General features: G+C 52.1%; 24 protein-coding genes and 1 tRNA gene. 21 read left to right on the forward strand and 4 right to left on the reverse strand.

Translation table 11 applies throughout. The features are described from left to right. Positions 1–165: 165 nt before the first annotated feature. From MBOO_RS12490 to MBOO_RS14020, 10 genes are all read left to right on the forward strand, one after another. Positions 166–1,011, forward strand: coding sequence for a ribose-phosphate diphosphokinase (locus MBOO_RS12490; RefSeq protein WP_012107968.1), 846 nt, complete (start codon positions 166–168; stop codon positions 1,009–1,011). Further along, entirely contained in the window at positions 1,012–1,500 is a 489-nt protein-coding gene (locus MBOO_RS12495; RefSeq protein WP_012107969.1) for an NOB1 family endonuclease, read from the forward strand. A gap of 20 nt (positions 1,501–1,520) precedes the next feature. Further along, positions 1,521–2,126: an orotate phosphoribosyltransferase-like protein gene (locus tag MBOO_RS12500; protein ID WP_012107970.1), complete on the forward strand. Its 606-nt coding sequence runs from the start codon at positions 1,521–1,523 to the stop codon at positions 2,124–2,126. A gap of 168 nt (positions 2,127–2,294) precedes the next feature. Continuing rightward, positions 2,295–3,887 carry a thermosome subunit alpha gene (gene thsA / locus MBOO_RS12505; RefSeq protein ID WP_012107971.1) on the forward strand — a complete coding sequence of 531 codons (1,593 nt, stop codon included), beginning with the start codon at positions 2,295–2,297 and terminating at the stop codon, positions 3,885–3,887. A 143-nt stretch (positions 3,888–4,030) separates the two neighbouring features. Continuing rightward, positions 4,031–4,115: transfer RNA gene (locus MBOO_RS12510), tRNA-Ser, on the forward strand. A gap of 191 nt (positions 4,116–4,306) precedes the next feature. Continuing rightward, positions 4,307–5,023 (forward strand): phospholipase C/P1 nuclease family protein, encoded by a 717-nt coding sequence (locus MBOO_RS12515; protein ID WP_012107972.1) that lies wholly within the window; start codon positions 4,307–4,309, stop codon positions 5,021–5,023. A gap of 24 nt (positions 5,024–5,047) precedes the next feature. Beyond that, positions 5,048–6,136 (forward strand): glycosyltransferase family protein, encoded by a 1,089-nt coding sequence (locus tag MBOO_RS12520; protein WP_012107973.1) that lies wholly within the window; start codon positions 5,048–5,050, stop codon positions 6,134–6,136. Positions 6,137–6,154: 18 nt separating this feature from the next. Further along, positions 6,155–6,448 (forward strand): hypothetical protein, encoded by a 294-nt coding sequence (locus MBOO_RS12525; protein ID WP_012107974.1) that lies wholly within the window; start codon positions 6,155–6,157, stop codon positions 6,446–6,448. Between the two features lie 113 nt (positions 6,449–6,561). Beyond that, the gene (locus MBOO_RS12530; protein WP_012107975.1) at positions 6,562–6,903 is read left to right on the forward strand and encodes a hypothetical protein; all 342 of its coding nucleotides are present in this window, start codon (positions 6,562–6,564) and stop codon (positions 6,901–6,903) included. A 1-nt stretch (position 6,904) separates the two neighbouring features. Continuing rightward, the gene (locus MBOO_RS14020) at positions 6,905–7,060 is read left to right on the forward strand and encodes a hypothetical protein (protein WP_157677706.1); all 156 of its coding nucleotides are present in this window, start codon (positions 6,905–6,907) and stop codon (positions 7,058–7,060) included. Between the two features lie 119 nt (positions 7,061–7,179). Here MBOO_RS14020 and MBOO_RS12535 read toward each other — a convergent pair whose 3' ends face one another. Further along, on the reverse strand, positions 7,180–8,214 hold the full coding sequence (locus MBOO_RS12535) for a phosphate uptake regulator PhoU (RefSeq protein WP_012107976.1): 1,035 nt from the start codon (positions 8,212–8,214) through the stop codon (positions 7,180–7,182). Between the two features lie 149 nt (positions 8,215–8,363). Here MBOO_RS12535 and MBOO_RS12540 point away from each other — a divergent pair, with 149 nt between their 5' ends. From MBOO_RS12540 to MBOO_RS12570, 7 genes are all read left to right on the forward strand, one after another. Further along, entirely contained in the window at positions 8,364–8,873 is a 510-nt protein-coding gene (locus MBOO_RS12540) for an arsenate reductase ArsC (protein ID WP_012107977.1), read from the forward strand. Between the two features lie 41 nt (positions 8,874–8,914). Then, positions 8,915–9,109 carry a hypothetical protein gene (locus MBOO_RS12545; RefSeq protein WP_012107978.1) on the forward strand — a complete coding sequence of 65 codons (195 nt, stop codon included), beginning with the start codon at positions 8,915–8,917 and terminating at the stop codon, positions 9,107–9,109. Between the two features lie 143 nt (positions 9,110–9,252). Beyond that, on the forward strand, positions 9,253–9,771 hold the full coding sequence (locus MBOO_RS12550) for a hypothetical protein (RefSeq protein WP_012107979.1): 519 nt from the start codon (positions 9,253–9,255) through the stop codon (positions 9,769–9,771). Between the two features lie 111 nt (positions 9,772–9,882). Beyond that, positions 9,883–10,050 (forward strand): hypothetical protein, encoded by a 168-nt coding sequence (locus MBOO_RS14025; protein ID WP_157677707.1) that lies wholly within the window; start codon positions 9,883–9,885, stop codon positions 10,048–10,050. A 370-nt stretch (positions 10,051–10,420) separates the two neighbouring features. Continuing rightward, positions 10,421–11,323: a type II secretion system F family protein gene (locus tag MBOO_RS12560; RefSeq protein WP_012107980.1), complete on the forward strand. Its 903-nt coding sequence runs from the start codon at positions 10,421–10,423 to the stop codon at positions 11,321–11,323. 6 nt (positions 11,324–11,329) lie between these two features. Next, positions 11,330–12,682, forward strand: coding sequence for a type II secretion system F family protein (locus MBOO_RS12565; protein ID WP_012107981.1), 1,353 nt, complete (start codon positions 11,330–11,332; stop codon positions 12,680–12,682). A gap of 5 nt (positions 12,683–12,687) precedes the next feature. Beyond that, the gene (locus MBOO_RS12570; protein WP_012107982.1) at positions 12,688–13,155 is read left to right on the forward strand and encodes a hypothetical protein; all 468 of its coding nucleotides are present in this window, start codon (positions 12,688–12,690) and stop codon (positions 13,153–13,155) included. A 50-nt stretch (positions 13,156–13,205) separates the two neighbouring features. On the opposite strand, the gene MBOO_RS12575 is transcribed toward MBOO_RS12570, so the two are convergent. Then, positions 13,206–13,754, reverse strand: coding sequence for a response regulator (locus MBOO_RS12575; protein WP_012107983.1), 549 nt, complete (start codon positions 13,752–13,754; stop codon positions 13,206–13,208). An 85-nt stretch (positions 13,755–13,839) separates the two neighbouring features. Here MBOO_RS12575 and MBOO_RS13275 point away from each other — a divergent pair, with 85 nt between their 5' ends. Then, the gene (locus MBOO_RS13275) at positions 13,840–15,258 is read left to right on the forward strand and encodes a histidine kinase dimerization/phosphoacceptor domain -containing protein (RefSeq protein ID WP_012107984.1); all 1,419 of its coding nucleotides are present in this window, start codon (positions 13,840–13,842) and stop codon (positions 15,256–15,258) included. Between the two features lie 196 nt (positions 15,259–15,454). Continuing rightward, positions 15,455–17,233 carry a sensor histidine kinase gene (locus MBOO_RS12585; RefSeq protein WP_012107985.1) on the forward strand — a complete coding sequence of 593 codons (1,779 nt, stop codon included), beginning with the start codon at positions 15,455–15,457 and terminating at the stop codon, positions 17,231–17,233. A gap of 57 nt (positions 17,234–17,290) precedes the next feature. On the opposite strand, the gene MBOO_RS12590 is transcribed toward MBOO_RS12585, so the two are convergent. After that, positions 17,291–17,905 carry an RAD55 family ATPase gene (locus MBOO_RS12590; RefSeq protein WP_012107986.1) on the reverse strand — a complete coding sequence of 205 codons (615 nt, stop codon included), beginning with the start codon at positions 17,903–17,905 and terminating at the stop codon, positions 17,291–17,293. 268 nt (positions 17,906–18,173) lie between these two features. On the opposite strand from MBOO_RS12590, the gene MBOO_RS12595 reads away from it, so the two are divergent. Both MBOO_RS12595 and MBOO_RS12600 read left to right on the forward strand, forming a co-directional pair. Continuing rightward, a complete protein-coding gene (locus tag MBOO_RS12595) occupies positions 18,174–18,620 on the forward strand; it encodes a hypothetical protein (protein ID WP_012107987.1) in 447 nt (148 codons plus the stop codon). A 162-nt stretch (positions 18,621–18,782) separates the two neighbouring features. Beyond that, a complete protein-coding gene (locus MBOO_RS12600) occupies positions 18,783–18,983 on the forward strand; it encodes a hypothetical protein (protein WP_157677708.1) in 201 nt (66 codons plus the stop codon). A 103-nt stretch (positions 18,984–19,086) separates the two neighbouring features. Here MBOO_RS12600 and MBOO_RS12605 read toward each other — a convergent pair whose 3' ends face one another. Then, positions 19,087–19,491: a DUF5658 family protein gene (locus tag MBOO_RS12605; RefSeq protein WP_012107988.1), complete on the reverse strand. Its 405-nt coding sequence runs from the start codon at positions 19,489–19,491 to the stop codon at positions 19,087–19,089. Between the last annotated feature and the right edge of the window lie 124 nt (positions 19,492–19,615).

Consider the following 19,615-nt stretch of genomic DNA (forward strand, 5'->3'; position numbering starts at 1 on the left):
TATATCTTGACGCATGATAGTTTAAGTACTTTCAGCAGTTTGCAACATATGCTGTTACTCACATTAGAGAATCAATGAAAGCAGGGCAAAAATAATACGAACAGCAGGGTGTAATAGTAAGGCAGGAAGCTCGTTCCTCTCACCCCCGGGGACAGGTCTGTTACCATGAAAGTGATCAGCACGGAAAAATCTCAGGTCCTTGCCGCCCGGATCGCGGAAGCCCTGGGCGCAGCGACTGCCGATGTGAAATTCGCCCGGTTCCCGGATGGCGAGCTGTACCTTGCAGCGGGCGCACTTGACGATGAGACCGTCATTGTCGGCAGTGTGACCGACAATGATGCCCTTGTCCAGCTGCTCCTGTTGATCGACGCCTGTGAGGGTTCAGACATCCATCTCGTCCTTCCGTACATGGCCTACGCCCGCCAGGACAAGAAGTTCAAGGATGGCGAACCGATCAGCGCCCGTGCAATTGCCCGCGTTTTTGGGCGGAATGTAGCCGACTGCATCACGGTCAACATCCACGAGCCGGACGTGCTGAAATACTTTGGCGTGCCCACGCAGAACCTCTCACTTGCCCGGGATGTCGGGGCATACATCAGTTCCCTCGGCCTTGATAACCCGCTTATCCTTGCCCCTGACGATGGGGCACTCTCCTTTGCAAAGGGCGTTGCAGCTGCGGGAGGCTGGGACTGCGACAGCTTGGAGAAGACCCGGCTTTCCGGCTCAGAGGTAAGGATTGCACCCAAGAATCTCTCTTCCGCATCCCGTTCCGTGGTTATTGTCGATGATATTATTTCCACCGGCGGTACCATTGTCACTGCTGCCGGCATGCTGTACCAGCAGGGGGCAACTGAGGTCTACGCTGCCTGTGTTCACGGGGTCCTGATCGGCGGAGCATATGTGCGCCTCAAGGCGAGCGGAATAAAAGAGATCTCCTGCAGCGACACAATCGAGCGGGCCTGCAGCTGGTTCTCGGCTGCTGATTGTATTGCGTCTGCCATCAGGAAGTAAATGACAGGGCAGGACATCATAGGGCAAAAGGGCACAAAATGCATCCTTGATTCCTCGGTCTTTTTTGCGGATTACCCGGTGCAGGGCGAGTGCTACACTACACCTTTGGTGGTGGATGAGCTTCTGGACCTCAAAAGCAAATGCCGGTACGACCTGCTTGTTGCAGCCGGGCTCCGGGTACAGGCCCCGGAGGCCGGCGATCTTCTCCGGGTAAGGGAGACCGCACGAAAAACCGGTGATCTTCCGGTGATATCGGCGACAGACTGCGACGTGCTTGCGCTTGCACTTGGCCTTTCTGCCACGATCCTCACTGACGATTTTGCGATCCAGAACGTGGCGGCAACCCTCAAAATTACGGTGCAGCCGCTCCGGCAGCGGGCGGCAAAACCGATCGCATGGAAGTACCGGTGCAGCGGCTGCGGCCGTTACTACAAGACCGACGGCGAGTGCCCGGTCTGCGGCGCAACAATCAAACGAAAACTTAAATAGATTACCACAAATCTTTTTTCATGTCTTCCCTTGACGATCTGATTGCCCGGGCAAAACTCCTTTTATCCGAGGGTCACAGCCCCGGCCAGATTGCAGACGAGCTCTCACTCTCCATGGAAACGGTGACCTGGCTGTTGACCCAGGCAAATGGCGGATCGGCAGCACCAAAAGACGTTCATATTGACTGGACCGCAGTGAGCAGCCAGGCACCCCTGCTCGATGGGATTGCCCTCATGCTGCTGAACCGGTATTACGGTGCACAGAAAGACCCGGCCGCAGCATCTGCAGACGTGATCGTGGGCATTGCCCTCTCGGGGATTCCTCTTGCAACGGTAATCTCGGTCCAGGAGGCTGCACAGCTTGCCATCTATCATCCTGCCAAGCAGAACGCAAGCGAGCACCCGGTTGGCTCGATCAGCGGGAACTTTGCACCTGTGGCAAAGGAACGCTGCATCATTGTCGATGATGTGATCACATCGGGAAACACGATGAGGGAAGTTGTCAAATATCTCAAGAAGCACGGGGCAGTCCCGGTCGCTATCTGGGTTATCTTCGATAAGCGCGGCATCAGGGATATTGACGGGGTTCCGGTCTACTCGCTCTTCAAGATATCAAGGATCGACTAACCACATTTTTCTGATCAAAGAGTTACAGGAATCCCATTGCGCGATCAGCAGTCTGTTTTTATCGATGCCCGCGATCCTGATCGGCTCGCCGCAGACGCAACAGAACCCTTTACAGAATGATATATATAGAAGTTCAATTCCACCTTTTACAGCATTAGAGGATCACCTATGTTATCTGGTCAACCAATCATCATTCTCAAAGACAATGTAGACCGTAATACCGGCAAGGAGGCACAGCGCTCGAATATCATGGCCGCAAAAGCGATTGCCGGAGCGGTCCGGACCACCCTTGGCCCCCGCGGCATGGACAAGATGCTCGTCGGATCAACCGGCGACATTGTTATCACCAACGACGGTGCAACCATCCTCCAGGAGATCTCGGTCCAGCACCCCGGTGCAAAGATGGTCATCGAAGTGGCAAAGACCCAGGACGACGAAGTCGGCGACGGGACCACCACCGCGGTGGTCATTGCCGGCTCGCTCATGGAACAGGCAGAGTACCTCCTGGAGCAGGGTATTCACCCGACCGTGATCGCACAGGGCTACCGCCTGGGCATGGAAAAGGCACTCGAGATCACCGTGTCACTCTCGCACAAGGTCGATCCCAAGGACCGGAAAACCCTTGTAAAGATCGCTGACACTGCGATCACCGGAAAGTCCATCGAATCGGTCAAGGGAAAACTCGACGGCATCATCGTTGACGCCGTGATGGCCATTGCAGAGAAGACAAACGGCAAGTACCTCGCTGATGAAGACGATGTAATGATCAAGAAGCAGAAGGGCCGGGCCATGGACGATGCCGAGCTTGTCCGTGGAGTGATCCTTGACAAGAAACGCGTAAGCGAAGACATGCCAAAGAAGGTCTCCGGGGCAAAGGTCGCACTTATCGCAACTCCTTTGGAAATCACAAAAACCCAGGTGAAGGCAAAGATCAAGATCTCAAGTGCCGACCAGATTGCGGCCTTCTCCGAGCAGGAACGGGCAACCTTAAAGAAACTCGCTGACGCGATTGTGGATTCCGGCGCAAACGTGGTCTTCTGCCAGAAGGGTATCGCAGACCCGGTCCAGTTCTTCCTTGCAAAGAACGGCATCTATGCAGTTGAGGACGTCCCCGAAAAAGACCTCAAGTACGCTGCCCGGGCACTCGGTGCAAATATCGTGAACAAGCCCGACGACCTGACCGCAAAGGATCTCGGCCATGCAGAGGTTGTCGAAGAGGACAACGATATCGATGTCACCAGGATCTCAGGCTGCAAGAACCCCAAGACGATCACCATCCTGCTGAGGGGTACAAGCGACTACCTGCTCGACGAGCTCGAGCGTGCAGTGGTTGACGGAACCCGCGTTGTTATGGACGCGATCGAGGACGGAACCTTTGTCGTTGGTGGCGGTGCAGTCGAGACCGAACTTCTCATGAAAATCCGGGAGTACGCCGAAACCGTCGGGGGCCGGGTCCAGCTGGCAATCGAAGGGTATGCAAAGGCATTCGAGACAATCCCCCGCACCCTTGCAGAGAACTCAGGCTACAACCCCATTGACAAGCTCGTTGCACTCAAGAACGCCCATGCAAAGGGCAAGAAGAGTGCAGGACTCAATGTCTATACCGGGGAAATCGTGGATATGGCAGCGGAAGGCGTCATCGAACCGCTCCGGTCAAAGCGCCAGTCTATTGAGAGTGCATCCGAAACGGCCATCATGCTGATCCGCGTGGACGACATGATGATCACCCAGAACAAGCCGGCTATGCCCCCCATGGCATAGATCCGGATAAAATATCACTTCCATTTTTGTGGTTTCTTTTAAGCCGGGGATCTGCATGCAATCTCTGTGCACCACCCCGTATAGGCCGAAAGAAGAGAGATAACTATTAGTGGCATTGCAAAGAAAATAATCTAAAAACCGGTGCCGAGGTAGTCTAGCCCGGGAAGGCGGTAGCCTCGAAAGCTACTGGCGCTTCGCGCCTCGGGAGTTCAAATCTCCCCCTCGGCGTTCTTTTAAAAACGATTTTTCATTCGGGGTTTCTTCATCAGCACCCGCTGACAGGAGAGAACGGCCAGTCCAAAATCCCTTTTGGCTCGTGATCTCGTTTGTGTGATTTCGCCACAGGTTATGCCTTCGATGAAGAAATCTATATATATTTTATGATTTTAGTATATACTTAATCAAGAAACTCTATTCACATGGTCCGCACTGTTGAGAACTGGACAGAAACGACACATCTTGACCTCACCGATATTGCAGCGCTCCGCATGGGACTTTCCCGTTCCCAGCGGGAGGTGCTCTGTTCGAGCATAATGGTGCCGGACCGGTGGGGAACGCTGGAGAAGATACGCCATTACATGCCGCTTTGTTCCATCTTTGCCGGTGAACTGACACGGGATGCCATCCGAACCGTGCGACGGGTCCCCGACCAGATGGCAGGGCTGGAAAAACTCGGCTATGCGATGCACTTCCTCCAGGACGCAGGAAACCCATGGCACGGCCGGCCTCTTCTCCCTTCGTGCCAGAAAAACCATACGATGTACGAAGAGTATGTGGCACGGAATATGCGGGATGGGTTTTGTTTCCGTAACTCTCTTTTGGATACACCGGACCGGTGGATCCTCCACCCCCTCTTCACCGAAAGGATTGGGGAGGGGGCTGCGTACCTGGCCAGGCATGCAGTAAGACATTTCGCCTTTCTGGATACCTGCATCCGGACCGACCGGAAATGGCAGGAGAGCGAGGAGGTTGCCCGGGTGACCCGGTCCCTTCTTGCTGCATGCCTGCAGATGTGCGAGACACAGATCCATTCGTTTTCGATCCGGGCAGAGTCTCAGGCAGTTCGATCGATCCGCCTGCCGGTTGCGGTAACCTGGACATTCCTTGGATCCGATGAACGGAGACTTGCGATCTAAACAATCTGTGAAGGTGAAAAACAGATGGGATCCGTATTTGTATCTCCCTTAAACTGGGGGCTTGGCCATGCATCGCGAGACCTGCCCATTATCCGCGAACTGCTCCGTTGCGGGCACGAGGTCACTATTGGTGCCAGCGGAAATGCCCTTGCATTTCTTAAAAGGGAATGCCCGGAATGCAGTTTTATCCTGTTCGAGGACTACCCGGTTCCCCACAACAACGGCATGATATTTTTGCCAACCTATACGGCATACATTCCCACACTCATTAACGCTTATGTTTCAGAGCGCAGAAAGGCAGAAAAAATATTTTCGCAAAATGCGTTCGATCTCATCATCAGTGATTCGCGATCGGGCGTCTATTCCGACAGGATCCCGTCGATCCAGATCACCCACCAACTCCACCAGAGCCTGCCCCTCATTGCCTGGCCGCTTGAACTGCTTGGGGTGTACATACAGGCGGATGCATTTTCCAAGTTTGAACGGATTGTAGTGCCGGACAATGAACCAGACAAGGAAGCCCTCGCAGGAAAACTCTCCCGCACCACACTTGTTCCCAGCCTCCGCGACAGGATCTATTATTGCGGAATTCTGGCAAGCGTGAAAAAAGAACCGACAAAAAAAGATATTGACTATCTTGTCGTCATCTCCGGCATGGAGCCCCAGCGGACGGCTCTTGAAAAGATCTTACTCAGGCAGGTTTCCCATCTCCCCGGGAAAAAAGTGGTGCTGCTGGGAAAACCCTCAGTTGACCAGAAAAAAATCCTGGATGATAGAACGGAGATCTACTCGTTCATATCCGGCGAAGAAAAATCCCGGCTCATGTCACGGGCCCGGTTTATTATCTGTCGTTCGGGGTATACCACCATGATGGATATCGCCGAGGCAGGAATAAAAAATGGGCTCTTTATCCCGACACCCGGGCAGTGGGAGCAGGAGTACCTCTCCCGTTATTACGAAGACGAGGGGTGGTTTCTCTCCCGGAGCCAGTACGGGCTCAGGCTCGCCCGGGACGTGGCCCGGGCCGACAAATTTTCCGGATTTCCCGCGATGGTGACAACAGACGAGAACGTCCGCCGGTTGTACCGGGACGTGTTTTCAGAGTATCTCTAAACAAGGAGTGAGTAACAAATGCAGACACAATCTCATGAAATGACTGTACAGGATCAGGGCAGCAGGGAACCGGCTGCCCTTGTAGCCCGGACTATGGACACGCTCGCCCTTACCTGGAGCATCGGGATTGGTATCGGCTACCTTTTTCTTATCTCGTTGATCTGCTGGATCGGGTACCGCTGTTTTCTTGTCTACCATGCCGGTATTTCCGGAGACTACCCGTTTATCACCGCAGAACTCGGAACTGATCTGCTCATAGTTGCTGCGTATTTTGGCATCGCACTTGTCCTCCGGAAAATGGGTTATATCTGATATTGGCGGGCCGGAAAGGTACAAAAATATATATTTTTTCACCAAGTCTATATAGTTTGAAGACAAAATACTGATCGGAAGAACGCACGTATTCCTCTTCCGGAGCGATTCCCGTGATCAGTTCATACCGAATCCACCAGGAACAGATTAAAAAAGTTGAAGAGAGCCTGAGAGCACCCTACCGGCGCACCCGGACAGGACAGGGCGTTTATGAAATTCCGGGCTGGGCAACGGTACAGGAAAAACAACCGCTCGCACGGGGCTCCATCCAGCTCCGGCAGCAGAGTATGCTCCGAGGGAAGCGGTCACAAAAACCGGAGTCCCCGAACCTGCCGCCACCCCCGGTTCCTGCGATGAGATGTGTGCGGTGCAATTCCCGTATTCATGAGATGGACTACCTCTATACAAAAAAGACCGGGTTGTGCATTCCCTGCTGGGAAGAACAGGAGGCATAATATGGCAATAAAAAAGAAGAAAGCATACAAGGCCCCGGCATCTCCTGTAGTAAAGGAGTCATTTTCCGGCCGGACCGGGACCGGTACGCCCGCACCTGAGAATCTCCTTGACCGGGTAAAAGCCTATTTCATTCCTGGCAAAATTGCCGAAACGTAAAGAGCCGGTTTCCCCGGAGATGCACAAAATTGGGGGAGAGATCTTGCCTTCATCCCGATCCATCCAAAAGGAAAATGCCTGCAGCCAATTTGATGCGATTGTTGCAGGCAGGAAAAACGTTATTTTCCGGAAGATTTCCGGCGCAGCGACTGGTCTTCTTCCACAATGTAGTTGATCACGTTCTCGGAGATATCTGCTGAGTATTCTCCGGCCCTCCGTATGCTTTCGGAGATATAGCCAACCGAGATCGCCGCGATGGTGTCCTGCTTGAACGCCATATTGCTGATGTCCCCGCAGACATGTTCCAGCGCCGAGACCGACTCGATGGTCTTGTGGGCCTCACGGATATCCGCATTGAAAAATGAGATGATGCTCTTGTCAAAGATCTGCATGGAAAGGATACTGGCTTTCTTGAGGGCTGCCACAACCTTTGGATCGAGATCGGCATCCAGCACCGGCTGGGCGTTCTCTGCAATCCGTACGGCGTGATCCCCGATCCGCTCGATGATCTTGCCGATCAGGTGGTAATACATGGCCATGCCCACCGGGACCTCCATCTTCCTTGAAAGGGAGGGGTTCTGCATGATCATGTTGGTCTGGCGGGCGATCAGCCAGTTAAGCCGGTCTGAGTCCATATCCCGGTTGATCACGTCACTGGCAAGGGTGTGGTTGTGCGTCTCGAGTGCAGTAATCGCATCCTCGTGCATGTTTCTTACGATGACAAACATCCTCTTGATGGTGTTGTCAAAGGGCATCTCAGCGGGATTGAGGAGATCCTTTATCGTAATGAGAGTGTCCGTCTCCTCTACAACCTCCTGCCCGATGGTCATCTGGGTAAAATCCCGCACAACGGTCCGGACAAACGGGGGAAAACGCTGCTTCGAGCTGATCCGGATCGCGGTAAACCCGGTGATATATGTCCCAATCAGGATCCGGAAGAGAAACGAGGGGTCCGTGATATGCCCGATATCGATCTCCTTGACCCGCTGGATCGGCTCATCGGTGGTTTTCTTCGTGACCAGCAGCGTTCCGTCCGGCTGCGCAATCAACCCGACAGGATCGTTTTTCTTAATCCGCATTTCCTGCACCCAGTCTTTGGGCAGCGTAACAACAAACGATGACCCCCCGGTCATCTGTACCCGGCGTATTTCCATCCTGATTCCACCTCACGAATAGAGTGATATGATAAATATGCTCAACTCTGTTTTCTTTTTCTTCGTATATATAACTGCATAGTTTATGTCGAAAAACTGTATATGAATTTAAGATAATAGTCCGGTGGAATATCAAAAGCGGTGAATACGTGAGAGCAGATACGAAAAATCAGACGGTTATCTTTGTCTGCTCTTTTAATTCGGTCAGGTCGCCCATTGCAGAAGGGTTTCTCCGTGAGAAAGGCGCCGGGAAATACAGCGTTTGTTCAGCAGGCATTGCACCGATCCGGGTGCGCCCCGGCGCAATCAGGGTCATGCAGGAGATAAATATCGATATTTCCGGCCACACCCCTGCTTCCCTCTATCAGTACCGGAATCAGGAGTATGACTACGTAGTCACTCTCTGCGATAATGTCCGTACGACGGCCCAGGAAGTACTGCAGGGAGGGGACAGGTTTATTCACCGGAACTTCGTCAGCCCCCAGGAGATCGGGAAACCACCTGACGAAACTCTTGCAGATTACCGGCGGGTGCGGGATGAGATCGGGCTCTGGATCGAAGAGATCTTCCCGCAACCAGGGCAGGATTTCCCGAAGGGTACCGGTATAAATAGCCCGGATCGGGCAACGACACAACAGCGTACATACGGACCACCGTAAATGAAGATCCAAAAAAACAGGGCCAAAATCAGGGAGGGGAAATGACCTATACCTCATCATCGAACATGCTCAACCTGGACGGGCCGCTCATCCAGATATTTCTGGGATTCCTGCTCGCAATCATCGGGTGTGTCCTCATGATAAGCGCACCGGAATATTCGGAAGTTTCGTACCTTCTTTTCCTTATCGCAGGAGCTCTGGTAGCGCTCTCCATGATCTTCCTTGCGAGTGCCTGAAAAGAATCGTAACAATAGAGGTTTTCAAATAAATATATACATTTGAAAAATAACTATGTTGATAGTGCCCGGGCATAGCCCGAATATCCAGCTAGCACAGATACCGTGAGCTGGCAACCAAACGTATCGTACCCGTGAAGATCATGTACCGACTGACTTCGAAACTGACCACAAACCCGATAAACCAAAGCGGGCTGATCGCGGGTGCGATCGGAGGAGAGTCCATTGTCCTTGTGGTTCTGGTCAACACCCTTCTTATCAGGGCATTTGCACAGGGTAATCTCCCTCCCACCGATATGAAAGTAGTAGCATGGAACGCTACCTATCCGTTTCTCATAATAGCTATCTTTGAAGGCTGGGGGGTTTTTGCTGCATGGCTCTCTTTTTCATCGATACGTAACAGAAATGAGGCTTTCCTTGCCGGATTTATCTCCGGCGTTATGATAGGGATCCTTCTTGAGGTGATGTGGGTGGCACAGCTTCTCAGTCTGCTCTCTCATCAGTTAATCCCCTATTCTGGCACGATAGCAGGGTACGGGAACGTACTGGTCACTGTCGCAGCCCTCATTCTTTTTGTCCTGCTGGGGGGAATACTCTCCGGGTTTGGCTCGTATATTTTCTACCTGTTCAGGGCTTCTCCCGTCGATAGGTCTCCGGCGTAATGGAATCCGGGAATCTGCCCGCCCGATAATGAAGCCGCCCGGAAACAGCGCCGGTACATCCCCGAAAAACTATATAGAAATTATTTTAAGTATATACTGCAAGTACAAACTATGTGCTTATGCCTTCAGCCTTACCGGCACAACACGAGCATGTGTCTTGATGACCAGACACCGCCAGAAGAACCAGAACGAATAAAACCCGACATGATGACAGACAACCGGGGTCAGACCTACATGGCCGTGAGAAACTGCGACCTTGACCGGTTCAGTGTGAAATAATTCTGCGGGTGTGATCCCGATGGACTCCCAGACAGAACCGCTCGATCTCCTCCCCGGGACAGCTATACCGGTATGCGATTATTTCAGTTCCCGCGGACGATCCCCCCGAAATCCCCATCCCGATGATCTCAAAGGGCTGCGCGACTGGGTTTGTGCAAAACATGCTGAAGAGATAAAAACCAGAAGCACCGGTCTCCGGGTATATTTGGCACCCTGGCGGATAGGATAACAAAGAACTTGCTCGTCAGGTGCATTAAAAAAGATCTGTGGGGGATTTGCGTGGTGCAAATCAATGAAACGCCTCAAGAAGACTGATCTTCTTGATACTCTATAATTTTCACATAATATATATAAATAAGTTTCGATTATCATGGCTGCGGAATCGGACAGTTTTGAGAAGTTTTTTGAGATGTACAAGCGCTTCTGCTACACGTTCGGCCGCTCCTTTGATCGCAACCCGAACCGTGATATCATCAAGCTGATCTACCAGGCAGATCTCGAAATGACACCGGGAATGTTCACATCCCTATGGATAGTTTCCACAATCCTTGTCGGTTCTGTCATGGTACTGGTCGCTTCTATCATCTTTCTCGTTCCCCAGAGCCCGTTTGCCATACCCAGCCCGGCACCTTATATCCTGCTCTTTGCCCTGATTGGATCGGCAGCAATTGCCATTGGCTTTCCCTTCTACCTGCAGAACCAGATAGAGAACAAAAAAAGGGATATCGATACCCAGATCCCCTATGCCCTTGCCTTCATGTCGATCCTTGCCAGTTCGGGCGCTACCCCGCTGGATATCATCAGGAGGATTGCACGGGAGGATTACGGGCAGATCTCAAACGAGTTCCGCAAGGTGCTCTTCCGGGTGGATATCCTCGGAGAGGACGTGGTAACGGCCATGAACGGCCTTGTGCAGAACACGCCGTCCGATCTGTTCCGGGACATCTGCATCGATATAACCAACATCATCTACGGCGGTGGCGGGCTGAAATCTTACCTGGAGACCAAGTCAAAAGAACTCATGGCAATCCGGCGCCAGACCTATAAGGAGTTCGTGGAGTCCCTTGCCGTATTCGGGGAAGGATACCTTGGTGGGGTTGTTATGACGATCACCCTCGCCATCCTGGGAGTTGTGATCTCAGGGGCGCTGGGCATCCAGCTGGGCCCGTTCTCTGCGCATGACATGTTTAACTACCTGATCTACCTGCTGATCCCGCTCATCAACGTGGTCTTCCTGCAGATGCTTGCCGTGAAATATTCGACCAATCCCTGATCTGCCATGCCAACATCCACCCCCGCCCGAAGTAAGAAAGAGGAACTCCACGAGATTATCGAGCGGATACGGATCAAGTACAACCCGCCGCGGGAACTCTTCACGATTGCCATACCGGTAGCGATTGCATTACTGGTTGTCCTGACCGCGTTCCTGATGGGCTATACCCTGCATACCACTACAAAACAGCAGGCATCCACCGCGACAAGTGACAAAGAGAAAGCCCTGCAGGCCTACCTTGCACAAATGAACGCAGGGACCGGCAATGCCACCGGTGCTGCGGCTACATCTTCAAATCCTGCCGCACCGACCATGGGACTTGACGAGGTGATGGTCTTTGCCCTGATCATTGCCATCCTCCCTTACTCCATTGATATAACCCTCCAGAAACGCTCAACGCGTAAAAAGGAGGAGCTCTATACTGAGTTCCTCTTCAAGCTCTCCGAACTGATGCGGGGGGGGCTTGACCCGGTTAAGGCGGTAAAAGAGCTTGCAAAGACGGATCTGGGAGTTCTGACCCCGCATATCCGCATTGCCTCGACTTCGATGACCTTCGGGAAATCCTTTGAGGAGTCGATGAAGGCGATGGCCCAATCGCTCCACTCAGACCTGATCCGCCGCTACACCATGCTTGTAGTGCAGGCTTCCTACTCCGGCGGATCGGTAGCCGACCTGATCCTCAAGGCATCCGAGGACATGCGGAGCATCATCTCCATCGAACGGGAAAAAGAGGGAAATCTCCACCAGTACGTGATGATCTTCTACTTTGCGCAGGCAATCATCATATTCATCGTTTATATCCTGACGACAAGCCTGCTCCCGTTCGTGGAGCAGCTGGGCGCCACCCAGATGTTTGGCAAGACAGACATCGGGAACATCGATTTTGCACGCGGATTTTTCCACATGATCATCCTCAACTCCCTTTTCGGGGGGCTGATCATCGGAAAGATCAGCGAAGGAGATGCACGGTATGGTCTCAAACACGTGGTGGTGCTTGTAGCCGTTGGATACATAGCGTCAGCCCTCTTCATCCTTCCCCCACCAGTTACACAAACCGGACCGCAGGTCAATATTACGGTTGTTTCTGGGGGCGATCAGACCGGCCTTGCAAACCTCGGCCTCAAGGATCCAATTGTCTTCAAAATCACCGATACAAGCGGTAATCCTGTAAACAGTACTCAGGTTGCATTTAGTATAACGCCCAGCGGAAGCGTAAATCCCACAACAGATACATCGGATGATAATGGGCTCGTCCAGGTAAAGCCAGTGATGGGATCGGATACCGGAACCTATGTAATTGCCGCGAAAGCAAATGGCGTGACTCTGAATGTACCGATAACCGTTACCAACGGAGGATAATTTTCATGGAAAGAAAAATTCCAACAGCAATGTGTTGTTTTGCAATCGGATTACTCGTACTGATCCTCGCATGTGGCTGTCTAACCACAAAACCATCCGGGCTGAGCGAAAATCCATCCCTACAGCCTGATCCTGAAACCGGTCTCATCGCGTGGATGGAGGCAATAAATACCCATGATGTCACAGGATTGTACAATCTCGCACCCGAAGAGATACGTGATCAGGTTTCACTCGATCAATTTGAAAAAGCCAACATGAATAACTCACTTATGACACAGGATAAAGCAATCGCAGGTTATAAAATACTCAACGAGACCGGGAACGCTACAATGACAAACATCAGAGTGGAGTTGTTGCTGCGCCAGAATGTATCCGCAGATTCGGTACAGACAGAGACAATTCCCCTGTACCTGAATTTCGAGGAATGGTATGAGAAGGGGGAATGGAAGGTATGGACCCTTCCATGGTCATAATTTTTTCCTGTTTTTCGCTCTGCTTTTTTCTGAAAACCAAAACAATAACATCAGTTCCCCTGCACAAAGTGATGACACTTTGGACAGACCCAGCCAACTGCTATCATCTCTCCCTTCTCCGGGGAAAATGCCTGGATCATCGGTGTGCCGCACGGGCAGACCGGCCTGCTTGCGGTTGCCTGCTGCTCCATGAAACGATCGAACCGGCGCTTCTTATAGAGGGCGCTCTCGATCCCGGCAAAAAGTTCCCGGGTATTGATGGGCTTGACCAGGTACCCGCTTGACTCAGTCATAACAACGCGCCGGATGGTCTCATCGTCACTGTACGCGGTAAGAAAGATGATCGGCGTCCCGAACTGGCCCTTGATCTTCTGGGCCGCCTCGATCCCATCCATCCCGCCCTGCAGGCGGATATCCATCAGGATCACGTCCGGGTGCTGTTCCCCCGTCAGGGTGATTGCTTCCTCACCACTCAGCGCGATGCCTACGACCAAGTACCCGATCCGCCGGAGGGTCTCTTCCAGGGTCATGGCCACCAGCCCTTCATCTTCCACGATCAGGATTCTCTTTTCCGCAGGGTTTGCAGGACTTTTCAGCATGGTTAAAGAAGTACTCTTTTGGCAGGAGACTATATTTAGTTGTCTTTAATATAGAGACGAGCTCAAACATATTTATCAGAAGCCCATGGATGATCCGATGAATCCCGATCCGGTACAACAAGGCGGGATCAACCCGTTTGTGCAGATCCCCGAAGATCCCAAGACCATGCGCCTGCTGATTGTCCTTATTGCAGCGGCAACCGTTATTATCGGTGCCATCAGCCTTTCAGAGGGAATAGGGGACCTTTACCCGTACCTCTTCCTGCTGCCCATCGTAATGACCGCATATTTCTTCCCCCGGTACGGGATTGCGGCCTCCGTCATTATGGGACTTTCCCTGGTACTTCTCAATATTATCTTTCTGGGAAACAACCTGCACGTGCTCTCCCTTGCCTGCTTTACGTTTGCGGTATTTTTAGGCATCGGGGGAATCGTGACCATGCTCTCGGAGAATATTGCCGGGTTAAAAAAACGGTACCAGGATATATTTGCAATGTCCGAGGCAGGAATGATCATCTTTGACCGGGAGACCGGGAAAATTACCGAGGCAAACCCCAGTTTTCTTACGCCTCTTGGCTATACATCCCCCCAATCCGGCATTCCCCTGTTCAGCGAGTTCTTTGAGCGCCCGGAGCAGTACCGTGAACTCACCGGGGATGTGGTTGCAACAGGAAGGGTTACCGACAGGAAGTACCTGCTGAAAACTGCATCGGGGACCCTGCGCCAGTTCCAGGTGTCTGCATGCGTATTCTTCGGGCAATTCATCCTGTGCACATTTGCCGATTTTACGGAGCGCAGGAGGTACGAGGATACCCTGCGCCAGTCACTTGCCGAAAAAGAGATCCTAATCAAGGAAGTGCACCACCGGGTCAAGAACAACATGCAGGTGATCATGAGCCTGCTCGAGTTAAATGCCCTCAAGGCGGAAAACGAACGCGAACGATCGCAGTATGCCGAGATGCAGGGCAGGGTCATGACCATGGCGCTGATCCATGAAAAACTGTACCAGTCCCCGGTTGCCGGTTCGATCAATGCGCAGGATTACTTTTCAGACCTGTTAAAAAACATTGTTTCAGCTTCTGCAACACCGGGAGTACGCTGCGTGGTCAAGGCATCGGGAATATTTCTTGATATTGACCGGGCAATTCCCTGCGGCCTTATCATAAACGAACTGGCTACCAATTCGCTCAAATACGCGTTCCGGGAAATTGCCAAGGCAGAACTTCACCTGACCCTTGGAGAAGGAGGGGATGGCGTATGTACATTGATATTTTTTGATAACGGTTCCGGCCTTCCGCCAACGTACAGGACGGCCGGAGAGGAAACCCTGGGAATCCGGCTGATCCATATGCTGGTGCGGCAGCTCCGGGGAGAGATCCTCATGACAAACCATGATGGGACGCATGTCCGCATACAGTTCCCGCTCAGTTCTCACGAGCTTGAATCCCATACCGTTTCGTGCGATCAGATCGCAGAACAGACTACCATCTCGCGGTGGGCATAAAACCGCGGATGCGGAAGACCCGGCTCAAAAAGAGGGGAAAACAATCTCCCCCTACCGGAGAAAGATGGTCAGGCCCTCATGCAAACCGGTCCTGCAGTAGAGGGCTTGATTGATCCACAATCAATATTACTATATAGTCTAAAGAAGAAATTATGATATAAGGTAAAATAAAGATTACATACCCTAGAGTTTCCCGATGAAGGTCCGTACACGCTCCCGGCTGATCCTGGCAGCCATGGCATTTATTTTTCTTATCGGCCTTAGTTTCATCACCCAGTTTGTGATTCTTGATTCGTTCCGCTCTATAGAAAAGCAGCAGATGTCGGCAAACGTGGAAAGGGTCATTGCAAACCTGAACGATCAGGAAAAGATCGTTTCTGCCAATTGCAGGGACTGGGCAGGCCGGGATGATACGTATGCTTTTGCCGGGGCCGCGGGATCATCGGGGAATTCAAGTGCCTTTAACCAGCCACTTCTGCTGGGGACGCTCGATGTCGATTACCTGCTCATCTACAATACTTCCGGGGATCTCGTCTTTTCCGAAGGCGCCTTAAACCCGGATGGGACAGAAGAAGTCGTTCCGCAGCAGCTTGATGGAATTATCAAAGACAGTATTATTCCCGCGGGCGTCCCCGGAGGAGTATCAGGAAGGCACGGAGCATCCTTCCTGAATGGTGCCCCGGTCATTCTTGCCGGATATTCCATCAAGGGAAGCAACCAGTCTGCACCCTCGCGGGGAACCCTCGTGATGGTCCGGGTCCTCAACAGCAAGAGGATCGGGGATATGGAAAGTGTCCTCCAGATTCCGGCATTTACCTTAGCCCCGGCTTCATCCGGGGTCAGCTTTGGCACGTTCAGTGATACAGACCTGCAAAAGATGAAGAAAGGAGGAATCGTCAGCCAGCCGGTCAATAACAGCCTGATGGGCGGTACGGCAATGATCTCCGGTATCGAGGACAGGCCGACTTTCCTGGTGGTGCAGGTATTCACGGATCGCATGGTCTATTCGGACGTTCAGACGTCGATCCTGATCATTGCAGCATCCATTGTCGCCCTGAGCGCGATATTTATCATAGCAGTACAGTTTTTACTCCAGCGCTTCGTGCTCGGGCCACTCAGTGCTCTGGACAATGATATGCAGATTATCGGCAGGTCCGGTGATCTCTCGCGCCGCATCCCGGAAAAGGGCGACGAGGAGATCGTTTCGGTTACCCGGGCCTTTAACCAGATGCTTGCAGATCTTGAAGAAAACCAGGAGGAACTTTCTGTTGCACAGGATGAGCTTGCGCAGCATAACCGTAAGCTTGAGGAACTCAACCGGAAGGCCAACCTGTATCTTGATATTTACCTTGATGTGATAACCTACGAGATCCTGAATTCGATCATGGGCCTCCGGGGATATGCCGAGTACCTCACCGAGACTGCCGGGGAGAAGGAAAAACGGTTCCTCAAAAAGATTGTTGAGCTGGCCCAGAAGAGCAGCAATGTAATTCGAAACATCGAGACCATCAGCCGCATTTACAAGATGCAGCCCGGCGTCGTTGCAGTCAATCTTGAAGAGATCATAAGAAAAGAGGCCGCAACCCGCCCGGATATCCAAATCTCTGTTACGAATTGCAACCGCAGGGTACTCGCAAACGATATGCTCGGGGTCGTGTTTGACAACCTGTTTTCAAACAGCCTCAAATTCGGGGGAGCAGGCGTAGCCATAGAAATTTCCGCCACGGACAATGAACAGGGCGTGCTTGAGATATCCGTGGCCGACAACGGACCGGGAATCCCTGATGAGATGAAGCCGGGAATCTTTGATCGGTTTGCCAAGGATTCCAAGACCCGGAGCAGCTATGGCCTGGGGCTTCATATCGTTAAAATGCTCATGGACGGGTACGGCGGCCGGATTTGGGCAGACGACAGGATACACGGTGATCCCTCTTCGGGTGTTGCAATACGGTTTACCCTGAACCTTGCCGAGTGAACTCACACTGGCCTGCAGAGAGGGAAAACCATAGGGAGGTAATAAAAAAACGCACGTTCACCCGTGCCGCTCCCGCGTATCGATCAGGAACCCCTCTTCGCTGACCGTGAAGGGAAGCATCTTTTCCAGGAGACCGGCGCCCTGCATCTTGGGGATGTTGAGATAGCGTTTGAGCTTGTCACCTTCGGAAATCGTGGTAATCTGTACAACTCCGTCTGCCATTGCCCGCATCAGGGCTTCGTGACGCTCTGAGAGAACGCCGCGATCTATGAGCAGGAGAAAGACCCGCCCGGTCTTTGCCGCAGCACTGATGCGGGAGATCCCCTCGCGAAGCTCAGCAAGCGGCGAATCGAGGAAGTAAAGGGAAAACTGGTCCACGATCACCATATCTCCCTTACCATGAAGCGTAATGGCATCCAGAAGAGTACCCGGAGCAGTCCCATGCATCTCCTCCTCAACGAAAAATCCTTTGGCCGGCAGGATACGCATGCGGGTCATATCATTTTTGATATCATCCGCTGACCGGATCGTGACATAGCACACTTCTTTTCCGGCACCTGCAGCATCAGCGGCAATATACTGGGCATAGACCGATTTTGCGAGCCCTGTTTCTTCTTCGATCAGGATCACGCTCTTCTGTGGAAAAATATCCATGCCGTGTACAGCTGCCATTACCTATCGTTTGCATGTCCCCGCTCATAAGGGCTTTCCAAGAGGTTACAAACAACCAGATCCAAAACTGATTATTACTGGATTGGGCAGAAACCGGTTATTGCGGCCGAAATCCAGAATATTCCCTGATTACCGATATGATATCATGCAAACGACATTAAAACAGTTTTTTCTTATACAGAAAATTTATATATCAAAGACTCAAACTATAATGTATCCCCCACAGAGATCCACTCATACAAGGGCGAGTCTTTGTAATGCAACCATCATGCAGACCATTACTGCCCTCGCACGGCGCATCTGGGATGCGCCTGCGTACATTGCTGTCGTTCCCCCGCTTGCGGTAAGTATCGACTACGCCCTGACTTTTTATCTTGCCGGCAACACCGGCATGATCCTCCAGTGGGAGGCAAGTCCGCTTGTGCGGTTTGCCGTTGCCCACAACAGTATGGCGCTCTATTTCCTTGCGCTCGTTGTCTTTTACTACGCTGCCGCGTATGCCGTGCTCCGCATCCTGCACCCGACCGGTTTTTACCGGTACGGGGTCGGACTGGTCCTGCTGGTGAGCCTGACCCATGTACTGGGAGGCATCTCGTGGCAGCTGAAAAACTCGTGGTACTCCTACGGGATAGCGGCCCTCTCGCTCCTGACCATAATCATAGCGATCTGCCTGTTCGGGTATGCCTTTTTCCGACAGTCCCGTTCATCCGCATGAAGATATCCTGATTACCCCATATATCTCAATATTAATCGGATGCAGATATATTTTAGATTCAAAAAGAATATATTCTGATCCTGACAGAATACTTCCCCGAGCAGGTAGTGCGGGTAAACTAAAAAGGACTGACCCGTAGGAACAAGGGAAGTGAATGAATCCGTGAGCAGAACAGAAACAAACCTGGACAAGATAAATCATACTGTTATTCCCGCAGCTGCCTGTCTCGCACTTCTCAGCGCAGGAAGCCTTTCGGTCTATGGGGAGTTCGATCTCGTAGTCCCGCTGATCGCCTCCATTTCGGCCGTTTGCATCCTTTACCTGGCGATCATGATTGCGGCCCGGCACACGGCCCCTTCATGACACACCAGATATTGTTTTGAAATCTCCGCGAATCGGAAGTGCCCTTTTTGCAGATCCTCCTCTGTTTCGATGCGCAGATCCGGATCTTTTTCAAAGATCAATATCAGCCGTGCACGATAAACAGCAGTTGGTCTGAGTACATGAGCCAGAACAGGTTCACCGTGAAGGCAAGCATATAGGGGATGCAGGCAACCTGGACAATCCGGAGACCAAGGCCCGGGTAATTGTGTTCCATGATGTTTGCGACAATAATGGTAAAGAGAGCAAACAGCAGTTTGAGGCCGAGGTGGAGCAGGGGCCGGTAGACAATAAACGCCATAAAGGGGTTTGCTTCCGACGCAGCCCCTGCACCTGCACCCTTCCAGAGAAGCAGGGTCGTGGAGAGAACATCAAAGATAACCAGAAACGTCAGGAAGAGCAGCCATTCGCTGTCTATGGCGATTTCGTCCGGAAATAGCGTCCGAACAATGGACTCAAGACGGGAGGGCAGGGTCTTGCTGCACTGCATCACAAAGGATACTCCGGACTGCTGCTCGTTACGTGAATATCTTTTGTCCCCCCTATAAATAGATAGTTCAGTTATCGCAATAAAAATGAAAAATCCTTATTCAACATCTTTTTAATATAGAGAT

Source organism: Methanoregula boonei 6A8, from assembly GCF_000017625.1.
GTDB classification, from domain to species: Archaea; Halobacteriota; Methanomicrobia; order Methanomicrobiales; family Methanospirillaceae; genus Methanoregula; species Methanoregula boonei.